16 protein-coding genes are annotated in these 21,150 nt (G+C 62.8%); 7 read left to right on the top strand and 9 right to left on the bottom strand.

Annotation, left to right across the window (positions count from 1 at the left end; translation table 11 throughout):
* Nucleotides 1–825 precede the first annotated feature (825 nt).
* Nucleotides 826–3,351, bottom strand: coding sequence for a penicillin-binding protein 1A (locus tag AB4Y32_RS13595; protein WP_368721822.1), 2,526 nt, complete (start codon nucleotides 3,349–3,351; stop codon nucleotides 826–828).
* Nucleotides 3,352–4,001: 650 nt separating this feature from the next.
* Here AB4Y32_RS13595 and AB4Y32_RS13590 point away from each other — a divergent pair.
* From AB4Y32_RS13590 to AB4Y32_RS13580, 3 genes are all read left to right on the top strand, one after another.
* Nucleotides 4,002–4,712 (top strand): plasmid mobilization protein, encoded by a 711-nt coding sequence (locus AB4Y32_RS13590; protein WP_368721821.1) that lies wholly within the window; start codon nucleotides 4,002–4,004, stop codon nucleotides 4,710–4,712.
* Nucleotides 4,713–5,206: 494 nt separating this feature from the next.
* A complete protein-coding gene (locus AB4Y32_RS13585; RefSeq protein ID WP_368721820.1) occupies nucleotides 5,207–5,887 on the top strand; it encodes a PspA/IM30 family protein in 681 nt (226 codons plus the stop codon).
* 109 nt (nucleotides 5,888–5,996) lie between these two features.
* On the top strand, nucleotides 5,997–7,220 hold the full coding sequence (locus AB4Y32_RS13580; RefSeq protein WP_368721819.1) for a tetratricopeptide repeat protein: 1,224 nt from the start codon (nucleotides 5,997–5,999) through the stop codon (nucleotides 7,218–7,220).
* Between the two features lie 88 nt (nucleotides 7,221–7,308).
* Here AB4Y32_RS13580 and AB4Y32_RS13575 read toward each other — a convergent pair whose 3' ends face one another.
* The gene (locus AB4Y32_RS13575; RefSeq protein WP_368721818.1) at nucleotides 7,309–7,944 is read right to left on the bottom strand and encodes a TetR family transcriptional regulator; all 636 of its coding nucleotides are present in this window, start codon (nucleotides 7,942–7,944) and stop codon (nucleotides 7,309–7,311) included.
* 195 nt (nucleotides 7,945–8,139) lie between these two features.
* Here AB4Y32_RS13575 and AB4Y32_RS13570 point away from each other — a divergent pair, with 195 nt between their 5' ends.
* Nucleotides 8,140–9,621, top strand: coding sequence for a flavin-containing monooxygenase (locus tag AB4Y32_RS13570; RefSeq protein ID WP_368721817.1), 1,482 nt, complete (start codon nucleotides 8,140–8,142; stop codon nucleotides 9,619–9,621).
* Nucleotides 9,622–9,866: 245 nt separating this feature from the next.
* On the opposite strand, the gene AB4Y32_RS13565 is transcribed toward AB4Y32_RS13570, so the two are convergent.
* Entirely contained in the window at nucleotides 9,867–10,667 is an 801-nt protein-coding gene (locus tag AB4Y32_RS13565; RefSeq protein ID WP_368721816.1) for a class I SAM-dependent methyltransferase, read from the bottom strand.
* 506 nt (nucleotides 10,668–11,173) lie between these two features.
* On the opposite strand from AB4Y32_RS13565, the gene AB4Y32_RS13560 reads away from it, so the two are divergent.
* Nucleotides 11,174–12,586 carry a methyl-accepting chemotaxis protein gene (locus AB4Y32_RS13560; protein WP_368721815.1) on the top strand — a complete coding sequence of 471 codons (1,413 nt, stop codon included), beginning with the start codon at nucleotides 11,174–11,176 and terminating at the stop codon, nucleotides 12,584–12,586.
* A gap of 160 nt (nucleotides 12,587–12,746) precedes the next feature.
* Here the strand turns inward: AB4Y32_RS13560 and AB4Y32_RS13555 are convergent, their stop codons facing one another.
* The 4 genes from AB4Y32_RS13555 to AB4Y32_RS13540 form a co-directional block, all read right to left on the bottom strand.
* The gene (locus tag AB4Y32_RS13555) at nucleotides 12,747–13,565 is read right to left on the bottom strand and encodes an ABC transporter permease subunit (RefSeq protein ID WP_368721814.1); all 819 of its coding nucleotides are present in this window, start codon (nucleotides 13,563–13,565) and stop codon (nucleotides 12,747–12,749) included.
* Entirely contained in the window at nucleotides 13,562–14,491 is a 930-nt protein-coding gene (locus tag AB4Y32_RS13550; protein ID WP_368721813.1) for an ABC transporter permease subunit, read from the bottom strand. Before AB4Y32_RS13550 ends, AB4Y32_RS13555 begins: the two co-directional genes overlap by 4 nt.
* The gene (locus tag AB4Y32_RS13545) at nucleotides 14,488–15,651 is read right to left on the bottom strand and encodes an ABC transporter ATP-binding protein (RefSeq protein ID WP_368721812.1); all 1,164 of its coding nucleotides are present in this window, start codon (nucleotides 15,649–15,651) and stop codon (nucleotides 14,488–14,490) included. The genes AB4Y32_RS13550 and AB4Y32_RS13545 overlap by 4 nt, the downstream gene beginning before the upstream one ends.
* A gap of 103 nt (nucleotides 15,652–15,754) precedes the next feature.
* Nucleotides 15,755–16,855 carry a polyamine ABC transporter substrate-binding protein gene (locus AB4Y32_RS13540; RefSeq protein ID WP_368721811.1) on the bottom strand — a complete coding sequence of 367 codons (1,101 nt, stop codon included), beginning with the start codon at nucleotides 16,853–16,855 and terminating at the stop codon, nucleotides 15,755–15,757.
* Between the two features lie 562 nt (nucleotides 16,856–17,417).
* Between AB4Y32_RS13540 and AB4Y32_RS13535 the strand changes: the two genes are divergently transcribed.
* Complete coding sequence (locus AB4Y32_RS13535) at nucleotides 17,418–18,719, top strand: Nramp family divalent metal transporter (protein ID WP_368721810.1); 1,302 nt, start codon at nucleotides 17,418–17,420, stop codon at nucleotides 18,717–18,719.
* Between the two features lie 179 nt (nucleotides 18,720–18,898).
* Complete coding sequence (locus tag AB4Y32_RS13530) at nucleotides 18,899–19,102, top strand: DUF1289 domain-containing protein (protein ID WP_368721809.1); 204 nt, start codon at nucleotides 18,899–18,901, stop codon at nucleotides 19,100–19,102.
* Nucleotides 19,103–19,216: 114 nt separating this feature from the next.
* Here the strand turns inward: AB4Y32_RS13530 and AB4Y32_RS13525 are convergent, their stop codons facing one another.
* Nucleotides 19,217–19,861: an OmpW family protein gene (locus AB4Y32_RS13525; RefSeq protein ID WP_368721808.1), complete on the bottom strand. Its 645-nt coding sequence runs from the start codon at nucleotides 19,859–19,861 to the stop codon at nucleotides 19,217–19,219.
* Between the two features lie 91 nt (nucleotides 19,862–19,952).
* A complete protein-coding gene (locus AB4Y32_RS13520) occupies nucleotides 19,953–21,143 on the bottom strand; it encodes an NAD(P)H-dependent flavin oxidoreductase (RefSeq protein ID WP_368721807.1) in 1,191 nt (396 codons plus the stop codon).
* Nucleotides 21,144–21,150 lie beyond the last annotated feature (7 nt).

Here is a 21,150-nt window from a genome sequence, read left to right as displayed (position 1 = left end):
CGCTGTCCGTGCCCGGCACGTCGAGAAAATATGCCTGCTTCCCGGTCTGTTCTCCGGATAGCAGATCGTCGCCATCAAATGCTTCTGCCATATTTTGGATTCCTTTGTTTTAGTTTTAGACTCCAGCTCATAACGATTGAACCGCAAACAGCTCGCGGGCAATATCAGAAGAATTCGAAAATTGCCCGAACGGGCGAAAGGCATGCGACCCGCATCAGCAAGCGGACAGAAAAAAGGCCCCCGCTTGCAGCGGACCTGCGAAACCGACCACCCCGTTCTTTAAGAACGAGCCATTTGTGGTCAGCTGAGAGTGGCTCACTCTAAACAGCCCGGCGCGCGAGGGTCCATGAGGTAACTTCGAAAAGCACGTCGCCCGTCAAGTCACTTGAATAATCACGCTCTATGATTTTCCGCCGGTCGTGTACCAGTGCACCCCGGCTTGCGTTTCGCCTTCCTTCGCGGCCAGCGCCTTTCTCGCTTCGCTACGGGCAATGCCCGAGACGTGCTCGGCCTAGCGCCACATCACCGAAAGGATCAGCGCAACGTGTTCCGCTACCGCCCTGCCGTCCAACGCAGCGGCAATAGCCGCACTGCGTGCTGCCCCCTTTTGTCTCGCGCTGCAGATTGCGCAGCGCGTGCCCGAAAAGCGCTCAGCGGTGCGTCCGCGTTTGTTATCAACAGATTCCGTGCACAGGCTTGTTGATAACGCCTGGATAATCACGCTAACCCGTTGAGCGCGCACCTTAATCCCCGACTGACGCACGCACAAAAAAACGCGCCCGTGATTTTCACCACGGGCGCGTTTTTCTATCCGGGCTCAAGCCATCAAGGCTTGTTCGACTCGAACAGATCCATGATCTGCTTCTTCTCCGATGACGTGACGTTCGGAGGCGGCGGCGCAGGCGGCGTCATGCCCGCCGGACCCACGGTGCCGACGGCATCGCCGCCGCTCGCCAGCGGATTCGCCGAATCCATGCCGATGCTCGCGATGAAGCCATTGCCCGGCGTCATGTCCGCATAGAACAGCTCGCCATCGACGCTCGTCACGCCCGTCGGCATTTCGGGCTCGGCCTGCGGCACGCCGCGCAGCGCGCGCTGCATGTAGTCGACCCAGATCGGCAGCGCCAGTTGCGCGCCGAATTCACGGCTGCCGAGCGACTTCGGCTGGTCGTAGCCCATCCATGCGACGGCCACGAGCGATTGCTGATAACCGGCGAACCAGCCGTCCTTCGCATCGTTGGTCGTACCCGTCTTGCCCTGCAGGTCGCTACGGTGCAGCACGTTCGTCCCCGCGCCCGTGCCCCCTGTCGCGACCGAGTGCAGCAGGCTGTTCATGATGTACGCGTTGCGCGGGTCGAGCGTGCGCGGCGCGTCGCGGCCCGCCGTCAGCGGCTGCGCGCGCGAGATCGGCTGACCGTGCGCATCGTCGACTTCGCCGATCAGATACGGATTGATCCGGTAGCCGCCGTTCGCGAACACGCTATACGCGCCCGCCGACTGCAGCGGCGTCACGAGCCCCGCGCCGAGCGCCATGGGGAGATACGGCGGCGTCTTGTCGGCGTCGAAGCCGAAGCGCTGCGTCACGTAGTCCTGCGCGTACTTCGTACCGATATACGACAGGATGCGGATCGACACGAGGTTCTTCGACTTCTGCAGCGCGAGGCGCATCGGCATCGGGCCGTCGGGCTGATCGTCGTCCTTCGGCTCCCATGCGTCGCCGCCGGGCGCGCTCGGCGGGAAGTACAGCGGCGCGTCGTTGATGATCGTTGCCGGTCCGAGGCCCTTGTCGAGCGCCGCCGAATAGATGAACGGCTTGAAGCTCGAACCCGGCTGGCGCCACGCCTGCGTGATGTGATTGAACTTGTTCTTGTTGAAGTCGAAGCCGCCAACGAGCGCGCGGATCGCACCGTCCTGCGGCGTCATCGACACGAGTGCGCCCTCAACTTGCGGCAACTGCGTGATCTGCCAGTTGCCGTCCGCATCCGCGATCAGGCGGACGATCGAGCCCGGACGGATGCGCTGTGCCTGCGCCGCGCGCGGCGACAGCGAAGCCGCCGCAAAGCGCAGCCCGTCGCCCTTGACGCTCGCCTGGGTGCCGTCGAGCAGTTGCACCTTCACTTCCTTAGGCGTCGCCGACGTCACGACGGCGGCCACGATCTCGCCGTTGTCGGGATGCTCGTTGAGCGCGTCTTCGATCGCCTCGTCGCGCTCGTCGCCGGCCGCGGGCAACTCGACGAAGCCTTCGGGACCGCGATAGCCGTGACGGCGCTCGTAATCCATCACGCCCTTGCGCACCGCGTGGTAAGCGGCTTCCTGGTCGGCGGAATCGATCGTCGTCGTGACGCTGAGGCCGCGCGTATAGGTCTCGTCCTTGTACTGCGCGTACATCATCTGGCGCACCATTTCCGCGATGTACTCGGCGTGCACGCTGTACTCGTTGCCCGCCGTCTTCGTGTGGATTTCCTGCTTGACGGCCTGGTCGTACTGTTCCGACGTGATGTAGCGCAGATCGAGCATCCGCTTCAGGATGTACTCCTGCCGGATCTTCGCGCGCTTCGGATTGACGACCGGGTTGTACGCCGACGGCGCCTTCGGCAGGCCCGCGAGCATCGCCGCCTCGGCGAGCGAGATGTCCTTCAGATCCTTGCCGAAGTACACGCGCGCGGCGGCCGCGAAGCCGTAAGCGCGCTCGCCCAGGTAGATCTGGTTCATGTACAGCTCGAGAATCTGGTCCTTCGTCAGCGCGCGCTCGATCTTGTACGCGAGCAGCATTTCATAGATCTTGCGTGTGTACGTCTTCTCGCTCGACAGGAAGAAGTTGCGCGCGACCTGCATCGTGATCGTGCTCGCGCCCTGCGACGAGCCGCCGTGCATGATGTCGGCGAAGCCCGCGCGCAGGATGCCGATGAAGTCGACGCCGCCATGCTCGTAGAAGCGATAGTCCTCGATCGCGAGCACGGCTTTCTTCTGCACGTCGGGGATGTCCTGGAAGCGCACGAGGCTGCGCCGCTCTTCGCCGAACTCGCCGATCAGCACGTGATCCGCCGTATAGATGCGCAGCGGCACCTTGGGGCGGTAATCGGTCAGCGCGTCGAGCGACGGTAGCTGCGGTCCCATCACGACGAGCGCGTAGCCGACGATCAGCGCGCCGACCACCGCGAGTGTCGCGAACAGTCCGACGAACCACAGCGCGATCGTGCCGAAGATCGAGCGGCCACCGCGTCGGTCGCGGTCGTCGGCGTCGTCTTCTTCGCGCTGCGCGTAGCGATAGTCGCGGCTCGGGTTGTCGTTGTTGCCGAAAGATGGTTCGCGGCCAGGGTGGGAAGAATGCGGTCGTTTGATGATTGGCATGACTGGAATGATTGGCGCTTTCCTACACGCCGGCTATGCACGCGCGGTGCGCTCGAATCGTGGTCGTGGTGTCCGTCGCGCCCCGAACGGGCGGCAGCGGCACCGTTGCGCGCCGGAGCGACGCCGATCTGCCGACGCGACAGCGTTCGCGCGGATTTCGCGGCGCCACCGGGTGCGGCGCTGCCGGCGGCGCTGCAATGATACTGCGCGCGACGCTCGTTTCTGCCTTGGCGACTGCCACCCCGCGGCGCCGTATGCTTACCCCGTTCCGGGCGGTCGCACAGCGCGCCCAAACAGGTTCCGGCGCAACGTAACAGCGCATTTTAAAGAAATCAAGCCGCGTGGATCGTGATTTTTTTGTAAGAATTCCCTCATGGTCGTGCCCTGAAGTGCAAAAACGCCGCGCGAACCCCGCTGTGGCGCGGCTGTGCGGTTATCAACAGAAATTGTGCAAAGCCCTGTGGACAATATCCCTGCAACTGGGGCAACCCATTGATGTGACAGCCATTTTGCAAGCCGCCCGATTTGCAGCGGCACACCACCGCGCGCGACGATTTAGTCTTATGATGGTTCGACGCGCGACAAGCAGGCCCCTCACCCTGCCCGGATTCCTCCGCAGTTCGACACCAACAAAGAACGCGAGCCGATCTATGAACAAGCCCAGCGAACGCATCGTCGTCTTCGTGACGCCCGCCCAGAAACGCGCCATCTCCGCGACAGCGGACAACCTCGGCATCAGCGTCAGCGAGCTGATGCGGCGTGCGGTGCTGAGCTTCGGCGCGACCAGCGAGCAGGTCAAGGCGGCGAGCATCGTCGACCGGCTGCGCGCGCCGCGCGAACCGGACGCGCTGAATGAAGCGCTGCAACGCGTCGCGCGCTCGAGCAACCGCATGCGACAGGCGGCGCCGTGGGCGCTCAAGCCTCGCGCCGCGTCGTCTGCCGCGTCGGCTTCCGTGTCTCGTGCCGATGCCTCGGCCGACTCCTCCGCCGTGCGCGAGCCGACCGCATCGCCGGGAAACGATGCCGCGCTCGCCACGTCCGGCAAGCCGCGCGAAACGCTCGCGCCGATCGGTCTCGCGCGCCCCGCCGATTCCGCTGCCGTGCTCGCGGCCGTCGGCGCGCTCGACAGCGCGGATGACGATACAGCCGCGCAAGTTGCTGCGCGCGTGGCGGCCGCGAAAGCCGCCGCTATCGCACACGATACGCACGAGGCGCCGGCAACGGGCAGCGACACGCGTACGCCATCCCGGACTGCCACACTGCTGTCGTCGAAACGCAGCGCCGCCAGCAAGCGCCAACGCGAGCATGAAGAGGACGAACCGAACATCGATCCCACCGAAGGCAACGGCCGCTTCGCGTGAACGCCATGTGTCGACACTTGCCTATGTGGTGTGCGGGCAGGGCCACGCATCGTCGGCTATCCGAAAGAGTACCTTCATCTCATTTGGACAAATCTGCGTATTCGTTCGTTCTTCGATTGCGCTCACCACGCAGGCCGCACAACATTGCGGACGGCCCGGCCGAAACGCGCACGAAATCGTGCTTTAAGACGGTTTTAAGGGGACGCGTGGTGTAATATCCGCGAGCTGTTGAATACCCGTTCGCGTCGATCTTCGGACCGGTTCGAAGCGTCGGACACGGCGTCGCGACAAGGTTAAATTTTCACGGCGCTATTGCAATCCGTGCACGCGCCCCGATGTCGTCGTGAGCATGCGCATGAACGCGATCTGCGATGGCATGCAGCACGATCCGCAGTCTCGCGCATGGCGGCGTAAACTACGTGCTGTCGACGTGATTACGCACCCCATGCAGCGCGCCGGGTATTCAGCGTCGATTTCATCCAATGGAGGTATTCATGTCGCTTTTTGACAGCATCACGCGAACGGTCAAAGGTCTCTTGAACGACGCGGCCGATTCCGTGCAGGACCCGTCGCGTGATGCGCGCCAGATTGTGCGCGAACTCGACGATAGCATCGCGAAAGCGGAGAACTCGCTGATCGAGATCCAGGCGCAGGTCGCCACGCAACAGAGCAAGCATGACGTGGCCGCCGACAAGGCGAAGAAGTACGAGGACGGCGCAAGGCGCGCGCTGCAAGCCGGCGACGAAGCGCTCGCGCGCGAGGCGCTCGGCGCCCAGGCGACGGCCGAAGCGGAGCGCGATGCGCTCGCGAAGGAACTCGCGACGCTCGAGCCGTCGGTCGAGCAGTTGAAGAAGCAGATCGACGACATGCGCGAGCGCCGCAATGATCTGAATGCACGCTCGAACATCTTGCAGGCGAAGCAGCAGATCGCGCAGGCCAAGGACACGGCTGCGACGGCGCTGGGCGGCATCGGCGGCAAGAATCTTTCTGAAGATTTCCAGAAGCTGGAAGACAAGGTGTCGCTGTCGAACGCACGCTCGGACGCGCGCCTGAATTCGGCCGACGAGAAAAGCGGCAAGGCGCTCGACGACAAGCTCGCGGATCTGAATCGCGGTCCGTCTGTCGAGGACCGCCTCGCAGCGCTGAAGAAGCAGTTGGACACGCCTGCGCAGTAACGGCATTGCAGGCGATGTGCGGCGCGCCGGCCAGCAAGCGCATCGGCCGGCGCGCGGCACGGCAACTCGATAGTCATGGAGACGGGCGCCAATCCGCCCGGCCCGCATCATGAAAAAATTCCTCGCAGCAGCCTGTGTTTCGCTGATGCTCGTGTCGGGCGCCGCATTCGCGCTGCCGACAGCGACGCAGATCGAAACGTCGATTCAACAAGGCAACTGGCAGCAAGCCGATTCGCAGTTGAACGAAGTGCTGAAGGCGCATCCGAACAACGCCCGCGCGCACTATCTGTACGCACAGGTGCTCGATCGCGAAGGCCGCTCTGCCGACGCACTCGCGCAGCTTCAGCAGGCGAAGACGCTCGACCCGCAGGTCCGCTTCACCGATCCCGCCCGTTTCGCGCAAACGGAAGCGCGCCTGCGCGCCGACGCCGCGCGCGTCAGCGGCGGCACGGCGGGCAGCCTCGCGGCCAACGGCGCGCATCGCACTGCCAATCCGTTCGCGCAGCAGCAAGCCGCGCCCGTCTCGCCGTCCGCGCTCGAGCAGGCGCCGCAACGCCACGGCCCGTCGATGGGCATGTGGATCGGCATCGCCGTGCTGCTCGCCGCGATCGCGCTGATTCTGCGCTGGACGTTGCGCCGCGCGCGCTCGCAGGAAGATACGCGCGCCAACGACGATCGCCGCGTGCAGCTCAAGCGCGCCACCGATCTGCTCAACGACGTGCGTTCGCTGAAGCTGGACGTGAAGCTGTCGACGGCGCCCGGACACGAAGCGCTCGAACGCGAAGTCGAAGGCATGGAGACGCAACTGCGTGAACTGGTCGAAGCGCTGTCGAACAGCAAGAACCCGGTGCCGCCGTATCAGGTAGAAGATCTCGAACGGCAGGTGGCGAGCCTGAAGGCACGCGCCGAAGGCCGGCCCGATCCGAACGCGGCGCCCGCGGCATCGACAGGCGCAGGCGAGTCCCCGTATGCGCGCGAAGCGAACGAGGCATTCGGGCGCGGCCAGCAACAGGGCTATCCGCCAGGTTATCCGCCGCAAGCGCCCTACCCGTATCCGCAGCAGCAACAGCCGCCCGTCGTCGTGCAGCAAGGCGGCGGTTTCGGCGGCGGCATGGGCGGTCTGCTGACGGGCGTGCTGCTCGGCGAAGCGCTGAGTTCCGGGCGTGACCGCGTGATCGAGCGCGATGTGATCGTCGACGACGAAGCGCGCAAGCGCGCCGGCAACGATGCCAGCTCCGTCGACTTCGGCCAGGGCTCCAACGACTGGAGCGATGGCGGCGACGGCGGCGTGGACATGGGCAGCGACGATTCGGGCGGCTGGAACGACACCTGATATGCGCTCGCTTCGCTACCGGCGCAAGCCGTTCGACGAACGGCCTGAAAACGCAAAGGGCTCCTCCCGGAGCCCTTTTTCATTGCAATCACATCGAACCCTGCGCGTCGTGCTGTGCGAGCGCGACGGCGCCCACGAAAAGCCTGACGACGAAACGCTCCGCGTAGTCGACCAGCGCCTCGCGCTGCGCGGCATTGCCGATGTATTCATGCGACAGATGGAAAAGCTGCAGCACGATCTGCGTGCAGATTTCCTCGACCGTTTCGCGCGAGAGCGCGGGCATCAGGTTTAATTGCACGACGTCGTCGGCCATCTCCGCCGATACCTCATGCAGGTTCACCCGCACAGCCTCGCGCAACGCGGCCGATGTGCCGTGATATTCGGCCAGCGCGCTCAGAAACGCCTCGCGGTTTTCAAGCGCGAACGCGAAGAACGCCGCACATGCGCGACGCGGCGCGCTGTGCGGCTCATCGTGCGCAGCCAGCCATCGCTCACGCCGCAACATCGGACGCAGACGACGGCTGACCCATCCGACGACTTCGCGCGCCAGATCGTCGAGCGTATCGAAGTGCCGATAAAACGTATTGGGATTGAGGCCGGCTTCGCGCGCGAGTTCGCGCAAGCCGAGCGTCGCGAAGCTGCGGCCGCCCGCCGTCAGGCGCAACGCTGCCTCGATCAGCTTGCGCTTGCCTGGTGCGAGTTCCAGTTCCGTTGTCGATTGCATGAGCGTCTTGTTCGATGCGTTGAGGCCGACGGGCGTCGCGATCTCGGAGTCAGCACTTTACAACGATCTTGACGGGCTGTGTACAGTTGTCTACCCTGCGCTTTAACCGTCACAGACGGACATAGACAACTCTTCTTTCCTCTCATTCGCTGCGGAGCTTTGCTGACTCCGCGGACTCATTGGAGCACTGCACGTATGCCCTCACCCTGTCGGGCAGAATTGCGTATCGCAATTGTCGGAAGCGGCTTTGCGGGCATCGGCATGGCTATCCGTCTGAAGCGCCTCGGCTACACGTCGTTCACGATCTACGAGGCGGCGAGCGATCTGGGCGGCACCTGGCGCGACAACACGTATCCGGGCGCCGCGTGCGACGTGCCGTCCCATCTGTATTCGTTCTCGTTCGAAGCAAACCCGTCATGGTCACGCGCATTCAGTCACCAGCACGAGATACTCGCGTACCTGAAGCATTGTGCAGTCAAGTACGGCATCAATAGTGGAATACGCTTCAATGCACGGGCGACGGCAGCGCGCTTCGACGAAACGCAACTCGTGTGGCGGCTCGATATCGAATGCAACGGCGTGCATGAGTCGGTCGAAGCAGATGTCGTGATTGCGGCGAGCGGCCCCTTGTCGCGTCCCGCGATGCCGGGAATCGACGGACTCGATACGTTTAGCGGCAAGATATTTCATTCGGCAAGCTGGGATCATGACTATGCACTCGAAGGCAAACGCGTCGCCGTAGTCGGCACCGGCGCAAGTGCAATCCAGTTCGTGCCGCAAATCCAGCCGCGCGTCGAGAAACTGCTTCTGTTCCAGCGCACCGCGCCGTGGGTCCTGCCGAAGTCCGACAAGCCGGTCAGCGAACGCGCGCGCTGGTTCTTCAGGCATCTCCCATTTACGCAGCGCTGGGTACGCAGCGCGACCTACTGGCAGATGGAGTCGCGCGGCATCGCGTTCTTCGTCAACCCGAAGCTCATGGAACCGACGATGAAATTCGCGCGTGCTTATCTCGAGCGGCGCGTTAAAGATCCTGCACTGCGCGTAAAGCTCATGCCCAGCTATCGGCTGGGATGCAAACGCGTGCTGCTGTCGAGCGACTACTATCCGGCGCTCGGCAAGCCGAACGTCGAAGTAGTGACCGCGCCGATCCGCGCGATCGTGCGCGATGGCATCGTGATGTCAGACGGTACGCATCATGCCGTCGACGCGATCATTTGCGGCACGGGATTCCAGGTGAACGACGCGGGCGCGCCGTTCGATGTGACGGGCATCGGCGGGGCCGATCTCAACGCACTGTGGCTGAGTGATGGCCCCGAAGCGTACCTCGGCACAAGCATCGCCGACTTCCCGAATTTCTTCATGATTGCGGGGCCGAACACGGCCCTCGGCCACAACTCGATGATCTACATGATCGAGTCGCAGATGCACTACATCGCCGACTGCTTGCGCGAACTCCAGCGACGCGGCGCACGCACGATGAATCTGCGCCCGGACGTGCAACGCAGGTTCAATGCACGCCTGCAACGCAACATGCAGCGATCGGTATGGACTAGCGGCTGCCACAGTTACTACCAGACGAAGAGCGGCAAGGTCACGGCGATCTGGCCTGGTTTCACGTTCAGCTTCCGCCGGCTCACGCGACGCGTGCGTGCAGCCGAGTACATCTTTTCGCGTTAGCAGTGTGCATGGAAAGCAGTTGAACCGACGCAGTACAACCTCTTGCGGCATGGCGTGCAAAGGACTGCTGAATTCCGCCAGCGCATGCGACGGAGTTCACGCACCGCGTACCCGGTGCACATTCGATTATGCACGAGGGACTTGGACATATTTCGTTGGAAGAAGCGCCACAACGCGGTTTTGCACGGCCTGCGGATGGTTTTCGTGCAATCGAGGGCTAGCAGCGGTCCGTTGCAGATCTAGCGTTATCTCTGTGCAGATCCGGCGTAGACGCGCGTCTCATAGACAAATTCGACCGTGCCGTCCTGCGCGGTACGGTCGAACAGTTCGCACAGCGCGGCGACCATCGGTTCGTGATTCGGATGCCCCACCTTCGGTGCATAGGACGACGACATCAAACGCCCTTTCAATCCTTCGAAGTCGAGCCGCTGTGCATTTGGAAGACGCGCATTGTGAGTCAAGCCGTCGCCGAACCATTCGGCCATCGATTCGTCGTCGGCATAGCGCTCAGCGATGGACTGATAGTCTTCGCTGAAACGGCGCAGCAGCGCTTCATAGCCCGCGAGAAAGGCACTACCTTCGAGCAGCCGGCTGTTCCACAACAATGCGACCAGACCGCGTGGCTTCAGAATGCGCGCGAACTCCTCGCGCGCCGCGACGGGATCGAACCAGTGAAAGGCCTGCGCAGCGATCACGAGATCGACACTGGCCGTTCCCAATTTCGTGGCTTCGGCCGTGCCCGCGATGCTCGCGTAGCCGGCGTAGTGCGAAAGCCATGCATCGGCGGCCGCGCGCATCGCCTGATTCGGTTCCACGGCGACGACGGGATGCCCTGCCTCGAGCAAGAGCTGAGCCGAGATGCCCGTACCCGCGCCGATATCGGCAACGTGCGCGCCTTCTGCAAGCCCACATGTGTCGTGCAGGAACGTGACGACTTCGCGCGGATAGCCGGGCCGATACTTCACGTAGTCGGTCACGCGGTCAGTGAAGCGCTGAGTGGAATCGTGTGTCATGTGATTGGGAGCCGCGGAGGAAGATCGTTTCATCAGGTCGCTGCGGGTAGTGCAATCGGTTTCAGCTTACGTTACCGTGGTTCATCTACTATTGCATGACAATGCACTGCATCGCGCTTCAGCCGCCGCCTAGCAAGCGCAGCAGATTCCACAGGAACTTGCAGACCAGCACGATCAACTCCCACAGATACACCAGTTGGTCCCAGCCCGACACGCGCGCGAAGGATTCAATCATCGGTCATTGGTTGGTTGATTCGACAGGCGCGAGCTACGACTCGCGCACGCACTTGATCCTACCCGAATCGACTGCGGGATAGTCCCTATCAAGCGTCCCCGTAAGGCGCCGTAGAAAAATGAAAGTGCGTCAGATGTGCAATTCATGTGCCGCAGTTCATCCGTTGCGTCGATCATCGCGTCCCGTCAGCAACTGACGCACGGCATGTAGCACACGTACGGGGCACATGCACGAAGGTGCACGTTCAATGGACATTGAGACGACGACGCGAACACTATCGCCGCGCCGTCCGGGAGCTTTCGCGATGACGGGTTTCTTCGCTCGGCGCACGCGCCGCAAAGGCAGCGCTTCATCGGTCGTGGGCGACATCGCTGCGCAGGCAGGCAAGCTCGGCATCGAAATCTGCGACGTGTCAGGCCATATCGAAGAAGTCGCGGCGCGCGTGAATCGACAGGCCGACGTATGCCAGACGCTTCGCGAGTCGGCTGCCGCAACGCTCGCCGGCAATCACCGGATCGCCGGCGCAGCGCGCGAAATGCACGCCGTCACCGCCCGGGCTGCCGACGAAGTCGGGCAATCGCAGCAAACGCTCGAAGCGTCGCTGTCCGATATTCATGGGCTCGTCGAGGGCGTGACCGTGATCGAGAGCCAGATCAGCGCGTTGCGCGCGGCCCTGTCGCACGTGAGCCGCGTGTCGGAGGAAATCTCGCTGATCGCCCGGCAGACCCATCTGCTCGCGCTGAATGCCGCCATCGAAGCGGCGCGTGCAGGCGAATTCGGCAAGAGCTTCGCAGTCGTCGCGGCCGAGGTAAAGACGCTGTCGGCGAAGACGGCACAAGCCACCGGACAGATCGAGACGACGCTTGCGAAACTCACGGGTCAAACCGAGAGGCTGATCGCCGAGGGCGCCGAAAACACGGCACGAGCGCAGCGCGTACGCGAAGGCACGCGGATGATCGGCGACGTCGTGCACTCGACGGGCCACGCGATTATGCAATTGAATGCAGAGGCGAACCAGATTGCATCGCTCTCCGGTGAAATCGAAGACAAATGCAATGCATTCGAGTCGCAAGTACTGGAAATCGCATCGGACGTCGAGCATTCGGGCGAGAACTTCGTACAGGCGAAGGATCGACTCGGCCATTTGCTGGACGTATCGGAAAGCTTGATCGAACTGACGGCGGCAGCAGGCGTCGAGACGGCCGATACGCCGTTCATCGACGCCGTCGAGCAGGCTGCCGCAAAAGTCGGCAACCTGTTCGAGACTGCCGTGGCGCGCGGCGAGCTCTCGATGAACGATCTGTTCGACGACCGCTACGTGCCCGTGCCCGGCACGAACCCGACGCAATTCGTGACGCGCTTCACCGGGTTCACCGATCGCGTGCTGCCTTCGATCCAGGAGCCGATGCTCGGCCTCGATCCACGCGTGGCCTTCTGCGCGGCCGTCGACGTGCGCGGCTACCTGCCGACGCACAATCTCAAGTTCTCGCAGCCGCAGCGCAACGACCCCGTCTGGAATGCAGCAAACTGCCGGAATCGCCGGCTGTTCAACGATCGTACCGGCCTCGCTGCCGGAACGAACACGAAACGCTTCCTGCTGCAGACTTACCGACGCGACATGGGTGGCGGCGAATACGCGCTGATGAAGGATGCGTCAGCGCCTATCTTCGTGAACGGCAGGCATTGGGGCGGACTCAGAATCGGATACCGGATCTGACAACGGGTCGTCCGGGTAATGGTCGCTAACGTTCGATTAGCAAGAGCACGTCGCAGCAAAACAAGAACGGCCGGTGCTCATCGGAAGCACCGGCCGTTCTATCTCATGCGTTGACTCGCGGCGCCGGATCGAAAATCTGCTCGCCCCGCTGCTTGCGCTCCTAAACCGCCATCGCCAGCCGCCGCTTCTCGGCGCGCTGCATGAAGTGATTGGCAACGACTACGCCCACGGTGACGACTGCAATGAACAACGTCGCCAGCGCATTCATCTCCGGATTCAGGCCGAGTCGCACGCGCGAGAACACCACCAGCGGCAGCGTCGTCGACCCAGGGCCCGACAGGAACGCGGACAGAACCACATCGTCGATCGAGAGCGTGAACGACAGCAGCCACCCCGCCACCAGTGCCTGCGAAATCAGCGGCAACGTGATGAAGAAAAATACACGCAGAGGCGTTGCGCCCAGGTCCAGTGCAGCTTCCTCCAACGACGGATGCAGGTCACGCACGCGCGACTGCACGATGATTGCGACATAGGAAATACACAGCATCACGTGGCCGATCCAGATCGTGAAGATGCCACGTCCCGCCGGCCAGCCAAGCCACTTCCCCATTTCGATGAAGAGCAGCAGCAGCGAAATGCCCTGAATCACCTCGGGGATCACGAGCGGCGCATTGATCATCCCCGTGTACAGCGTGAATCCGCGAAAACGGCCCATCCGCGCGAGCACGAAACCCGCCCAGGTGCCGATGAACACCGATGCGAACGCCGTCAACAGCGCGACCCGCAGCGACAGCCACGCGGCGTTGATCAGTTCGTCGTCCTGCAGCAGTGCGGCATACCAGTGCGTCGAGAAGCGCGTCCATACGGTGACGAGCTGCGACTCGTTGAACGAATACACGACGAGACTGATGATCGGCACATACAAAAACGCGAAGCCGATGGCGAGTGCAATGAATTGCAGAATCCGATTCGGCTTCATCGCTTTTCCTCCAGTTCCTTCGCCTGCGAGTACTGGAAGAGTGCCATCGGCACGAGCAGCAGCAGCACCATTGCGCATGTGACCGCGGATGCCATCGGCCAGTCCGCATTGTCGAAGAACTCATTCCACATCACGCGGCCGATCATCAGCGTGTTCGCGCCGCCGAGCAGTTCAGGAATCACGTACTCGCCCACAGCCGGGATGAACACCAGCAGGCAGCCCGCGATGATGCCGTTCTTCGACAGCGGCAGCGTGATCTGCCAGAACGCCTTCCACGGCTTCGCGCCGAGGTCGTAGGCGGCTTCGAGCAGCGTCAGGTCCATCTTCACGAGATGCGCGTAGAGCGGCATCACGAGAAACGGCAGATACGAATACACCATGCCGATATAGACGGCCGTGTTCGTGTGATACAGCTCGATGGGCGTGTGGATCAGTCCGATCGATATCAGGAAGTTGTTCAGCAGACCATTGTTCTTCAGAATGCCAATCCACGCGTACACGCGGATCAGGAACGACGTCCAGAACGGCAGCATCACTGCCATCATCAGGATGTTGCGCGTCGCGGGGTTCGAGCGCGCGATGTAGTACGCCATCGGATAGCCGAGCAGCAGACAGAGCAGCGTCGAGATCGCCGCGACGACCACCGAGTTCACGTAGGTCGCGAAGTACAGGCTGTCGGTCAGCAGAAACGCGTAGTGCGACAGGTCGAGCGCGACGTGAACGATGCCTTCCTTGAAGGTCGTCAGTTCGGTGTACGGCGGGATGCCCAGTTGCAGATCCGCGAAGCTGATCTTCACGACCAGCAGGAACGGCACGAGGAAGAACAGCAGCAGCCACACGAACGGGCCCGCGACGACGGCCGTGCGCCCCGTCAAATTGAAGCGCCGCACCGGCCAAATCATCAGGGATTGCAGCGCGCTCTTCATGACGTCAGCACCACGCCCGCCGATGCGCTCCAGCGCACATAGACTTCGTCGCCCCATGTCGGCGTTTCGATTTCCGACAGCGCGAGGCTCGACACGTTCGCGATCACAGTCTTGCCCGCGTCGAGCTTCACGTGGTACAGCGAGTAGCCGCCCATGTACGCGATGTTCGTCACGATTCCCTTGCCCCAGTTGAACGCGCCTTCGGGCGGCTTGCGCGTGAGCGCGATGCGCTCGGGCCGCACCGAGATCGTCACGGGCATCCCGAGCGGCCCCGTGATGCCGTGGCTCACGTACATGCGCACGGGCAGATCGGGCGTTTCGATATACACGTGATCCGGCTCGTCCTCGATGACATTGCCGTCGAAGAGATTCGTCGAGCCGATGAACTCCGCCGAGAAGCGGCTATTCGGATACTCGTAGACTTCGCTTGGCGTGCCGAGCTGCACGATCTCGCCTTCGCTCATCACGGCGAGGCGGCTCGCCATCGTCATCGCTTCTTCCTGATCGTGCGTGACCATGATGCAGGTGACGCCGACCTTGTCGAGGATATTGACGAGCTCGATTTGCGTGCGCTGGCGGATCTGCTTGTCGAGCGCGGACATCGGCTCGTCGAGCAGCAGCAGCTTCGGACGCTTGACGAGCGAGCGAGCGAGCGCGACGCGCTGCTGCTGGCCGCCCGACAGCTGATGCGGCTTGCGCTTCGCGAACCGGCCCATCTGCACGAGATCGAGCGCGGTCTGCACGCGCTCCTTCAGCTCGGCTTTCGGCACGCCTTCCTGCTTGAGACCGAACGCGACGTTCGCTTCTACCGTCATGTGCGGAAAGAGCGCGTATGACTGGAACATCATATTGACGGGCCGCCGGTACGGCGGCATCTGCGCGAGGTCTTCGCCGTCGATCAGAATCCTGCCCGACGTGACCGTTTCGAGGCCCGCTAGCATGCGCAAGAGCGTCGACTTGCCGCAACCGGAACTGCCGAGCAGCGCGAACAGCTCGCCCTTCTTCACCGACAGGTTCACACCCTTGACGGCAACCGTCTCGTCGAATTTCTTCACGACGTCGATGATCTGCACGAAGTTATCCGCTGCCCCCTGTGCAGCGGCGGAATTGCCCGAGGACGACACGCCGGCCCCTGCCAGTGCATTCGACTGGTCACTCATGATCTGCTGCTTCTCTCCCTGCATTTGACGAACAAAGCCCCCGGCCGAACGCCGAGGGCTTCATGATGCTGCATTCCTGCACAGCCGTCCGTTTCGGACTGGTTTAGCGGCCGGACTTGAACTCGGTCCACAGCCGCGTCTGCAGACGCTGGATTTCAGGCGGCAGCGGCTTCAGCAGGAACAGCGTCTTGACGACGTCCGCCGGCGGATACACGGCGGGATCGTTCGCGACATCCTTGTCCACGTACTTGCGCGCTTCGAGGTTCGCGCTCGGATAGTAGACGGCGTTCGTGATGGCTGCGTGGACCTGCGGCGTCTCGATGTAGTTGATCCACTCGAGCGCGGCCTCCTTGTTCTTCGCGTCCTTCGGAATCGCCATCACGTCGAACCACACGGGCGCGCCGCCCTTCGGAATGTAGTAGTCGATCTTGTACGGCTTCTTCGCTTCGAGCGCGCGATGCTTGGCGATCACGACGTCGCCCGACCAGCCGTACGCGAAGCAGACGTCGCCGCCGACCATGTCGTTGATGTAGCCCGACGAGTTGAACTGCGTGATGTACGGACGGATCTTCTTCAGCATCGCGAGCGCGGCGCGATAGTCCTCGGGGTTCGTGCTCATCGGGTCCTTGCCGATGTAGTGCAGCGCGGCCGCGAACATCTGGTCGGGCGCGTCGAGCACCGACACGCCACACGCCTTGAGCTTCGAAATGTTTTCCGGCTTGAAGAGGATGTCCCAGCTGTCGAGCGCGACGCCCTTGCCGAGAATCTGCTGTGCCTTCGTCACGTTATAGCCGAGGCCCGTCGTACCGTACGCCCAGGGCACCGCGTACTTGTTGCCCGGATCGGCGCCCGCGACGAGCGCCATCAGCGACGGGTCGAGGTACTTGAGGTTCGGAAGCTTCGACTTGTCGAGCGGCGCGAAGATGCCCGCTGCGATCTGCTTGCCCGCATAGTTGCTGGTCGGCACGACGATGTCATAGCCGGAGTTGCCCGTCAGCAGCTTGGCTTGCAGCGTGTCATCGCTGTCGTAGTTGTCGTACTTGACCTGGACGCCCGTCTGTTTCGTGAAGTTCGGAATCGTGTCCTTGGCGATGTAGTCCGACCAGTTGTACACATTCAGTTGCGTATCTTTTGCCGCCGCCGACATGAAAGGCGTAGCGCACAACACCAGCGCAGCCAGTTGGCCCACCACCCGTTTTTTCATTCCGTTCTCCGTTCTGACCGGCGCGAAAACCGGTCGCTTACCCCGCCTCAAGCCGCTCCGTACAACAGGCGGCTACCCTTGAAAAACCCGAAAGCTACCATCAAACGATGCCCGATTCAAAAAAAACCGCCGGATGTCGCGCAAAGGGTACAGCGCGGCCTTCGTTCAGGGTTGCAGTGCGCTCATGCGCATCGACGCGGGCATCACCCGACTGCGGCCGATGACTTGCCGATCGCCGCTGCGCCCCGCTTGCTTCGCCATGAAGCGCGCCAGAACGGCTGTCACGCCGCTGCAAAATTGGCCGCAATTTTATCGGGTTATCGCATCCTGTCCACCCGAAAAAAACCTCCTTCCCGATACGGCAGATACATCGCGTGTCGCATGGCCGCCGACGGCGCTCGCGCCCCGCCGCAATCCAGCCCGGTGCTCGATACGCGTCTTTTAACATCACTATAGACTGTCAAATAAGCCCAGATAGTGGTAGGCAAGCGGCGTACCGAGAATACGTGGCAGGCACGCTTGCTGCACCGAAAGCTTGGGCCCGTCAGCCCATCACACTGCGATGAACACGAACCCGTTCGCACTCGATCCGTCCCGCCGCCGACGCCGTGGCGACCCGGGACGGCCGCGCCCCAAAAACTGGCTGGGGTTCGTCGGCGCGGGCGCGCTCGTCGCTGTCGGCTACATGGACCCCGGCAACTGGGCGACGGCGCTCGCGGGCGGTGCAGGCTACGGCTACCAGCTGCTCAGCGTCGTGCTCATCTCGAGTCTGATGGCCATGCTGCTGCAGTGGGTCTCGTCGCGGCTCGGCGTCGTGACGGGGCGCGACCTCGCGCAGGTCTGCCGCGAACGCACGGGCCGCCGCACGACGCTCTTTTTGTGGGTCACGAGCGAGATCGCGATCATCGCGTGCGATGTCGCCGAAGTGGTCGGCAGCGCTGTGGCGTTGGAGCTGCTGTTGGGCGTGTCGCTGACAGTAGGCGTGCTGATGTCGGCCGTCGGCACCTTCGCGATGCTCGCGCTGCAGCGGCACGGCCGGCGCACACTGGAGACGTCCGTGGTCGCGTTGATCATCTTCGTCGGGATGTGCTTCGTGGTCGAGCTGGCGCTCGCCCGGCCCGACTGGCGCGCGGCTCTGGCGGGCGCAGCGCCAAGCCCCACGCTATTACGCGACGCGGGCATGGTGTGGCTCGCGGCGGGCATCCTCGGAGCGACCGTGATGCCGCACAACCTCTATCTGCACTCGGCGCTCGTCAAGACGCATGCGCGCTCCGCCAGCAGCGCCGACATCGCCCGCGCGCTGCGCGGCGTCAACTTCGGCACCTTCAGCTCGCTTTCACTGGCTTTCGTGATCAATGCTGCGCTTCTGATCGTGTCGGCGGCCGTGTTCCATGCGAGCGGGCATCACAACGTCACCGATCTCGCCGACGCGCACCGGCTCATCGCGCCGATCGTCGGCTCGCGCTGGGCGGCGGTTCTGTTCGCGGCCGCGTTGCTCGCGTGCGGACTCAGCGCGACCGTGACGGGCACGCTCGCCGGCCAGGCCGTGATGGAAGGCTTCCTGCAGATTCGCCTGCCGCGCTGGCAGCGCGCGCTGCTGACGCGCTCGCTGGCGATCGGTCCGGCGCTCGTGGCCGTTGCCCTGTTCGGGCCTCACGGCTCGGCGCAACTGCTGGTGGCAAGCCAGGTCGTGCTGAGCCTGCAATTGCCGCTAGCGGTGGTGCCGTTGATCCGCTTTGCGTCGGACGCGCGGCTGATGCGTGGCTGGCGCGTGCACGGGGCGCCGCTCGCGCTCGCGTGGGCTTGCGCGGCGGGGATCATCGCGCTGAACGGCGCACTGATCTGGGAGACGGCGACGGGATGAATGAGAGTGCTTGCGCGTGCACCGGCTCGTGGCGCGATGCATCGGTGATGCAGTCGGAGTCGACCATGCTTAGAAGCACTCGATTGCAGTCGCCGCCAGCACCGAAGCGGCGCCGGAAGCCGATTGCGCTTTTGGTTTACCATAGCGGACCGCACGCATTTCCGATCCAAGGTAACTCGATGTCTTCGAATCTGCACGACCTCCCTGATAGTCCCTGCATCGGCGTTTGCTCGACGCTTTTCGACGAGGTCTGCAAGGGCTGTGGCCGTACGGCGGAGGAAGTGTCGAACTGGGTGTTCCTCACCGATGAGGAGAAGCGCGTCGTGTGGGAACGCATCGAACGCGAAGGCACCGCAATGCGATTCAAGTACGACAAGCTGTGATTCGCCTGGACCTCGATGCAGTTTTTTGCAGGAGGTCCCGGTGAAGACGACAAAACAAAACGCCGGCTGGTATGAGAGCCGGCGTTTTTTATTGCATCGAGGTCTTCGTCGCGCTTAGAACTTCATCCCGACACCCACGCCGACGATCAACGGGTCGATATGCAGCGTGCCGAGCGGCGTGCCGTTGAGCGATGCATCCGTTTTCATCCAGACTTTCTTGACATCTACGTTGGCGAATACCGATTTCGTCACTTGCACGTCGACGCCCATCTGCAGTGCCGGACCGAAACTACTGCGCTTGATCGAAATGTCCTGACCACCCGCATGCAGCCCGTTATTGTAGAAGTACGTATAGTTCACACCCGCGCCGACGTACGGCCGAACCTGCCCCTGATGGTTGAAGTGATATTGCAGCAACAACGTCGGCGGCAGGACGTTGACACCGCCCAGTCCGCCGAGGCTCGAAGTCAGTTGATGCCGCGACGTGCCGAGAATCAGTTCCACGCCGATGTTGTCGCGGATCATGTACGTGAAATCGAGTTCAGGCACGGTTGCGTTGTTGACGCCGACGTTGAGCGTCGACAACATATCGCTGGTGCGAACCTGCGGCACGATCGTGATGGCGCGCAGGCGCACGAGTGTGTCGCCCGCATGAATGCCTGAAGTCGAATCGCTGTCTGCTGCGAAGGCGTGTGGAGTCGTCAGCGCTATCCCTGCTGCGCAGAGAGTGGCCGCGATCAATCGAGTGTTTCCGGTCATAAGCTACCCTGATTTTTTTGTGATTGCGTGACCAATGTAGTAACGCGCGGTCGATTGTCGAAGCTCGTCAGGGTGCGCTCATTGACCGCCGTCAACCCAGGGAAAATGCCAGGCGCCCTGCGACAGCCGGTCGCGCAACACCCGTCAGCAACAGTTCCAGGAGATCCCGCACACTGCGAATTGCATTGCCGAATGGCAGTGCTTCGCGTCCACGGAAGAACAGGCCGTTGGCTACATCACCGCGCAGTGCAGCAGCCAGCCGCGTATCGATGCAGAAGTGGCCGAACTTTTCGATGCCGTCGCGCAAACCACATGCACTCAGACACTCGAGTGCAGTCGGACACGCGCGCTTGAGTGCACCGATCTTCGTGCGAATGCGGGTCTCATTACGCAGATAGCGATCGAGCCACGGCGTCTTCACTGCGCGCGCCGGAAGGCCCGTCACGCTGACGAATTCCACGATGTCATCGGGCTTAGCATCAGCCAGCACGCGCTTGAAATTCGGATGGGCGTCGCCCTCCTCGGTGACGGCGAATGGCGTGCCGATCTGCACGCCGTTTGCGCCTGCCTCCAGACAGGTGCGCACAGCGGCATGACTGTTGATGCCACCTGCAACGATCACAGGCACTTCAGTTCGGCTGATCTGCAACGAATTGAACAGTTCGTCGATCTCCTGCAATACCCGCGCGAATTCGAAGCGCGCATCGTACATGTCGTCGAGATTCGTCACGCCGAGATGACCGCCCGCGTGAGCGGGATGCTCGATAACGATCGCATCGGGCAAGCGGCCTTTCTTGATCCACTTCTTCAACACGACGCCGACGCCGCGGCTATCGGACAGGATCGGGATCAATGCAATATCGTGCCCCTGTGTCATATCCGGCAGATCGAGCGGTAAACCTGCGCCCATGACGATTGCATCGGCGCCCTTTTCGCAGGCGATCCGCACGTAATCCGCGTGGGCGTTGACCGCCTTCATCACATTGACGGCGATCATTCCGCGCCCTTCGCCCAGCGTGCGCGCGGCTACGATTTCGCGCGCAAGCGCGGTGCGATTCGCGTCTTCCAGCGTCGCGCGATCGGGTATCGCGCGGCAGCGTTCGAGCAGATCGGGATGATGGTGGCGCAGGTCGATACTTGCGATCGTGCCGAACGCACCTTCGCGCGCCACGCTGCCTGCAAGGCGGTGCGCGGACACGCCGACGCCCATGCCGCCCTGCACGACGGGCAACAGCGACCGCCCACGAATCACGAGCGGCGCAAACGGATGAGAGGGAAACATGAGAGGC

The organism is Paraburkholderia phymatum (assembly GCF_040965635.1).
Classification (GTDB): Bacteria; Pseudomonadota; Gammaproteobacteria; order Burkholderiales; family Burkholderiaceae; genus Paraburkholderia; species Paraburkholderia phymatum_B.
The sequence above is the reverse complement of the archived record's forward strand: the minus strand, read 5'-3'. Positions and strand labels throughout refer to the sequence as shown.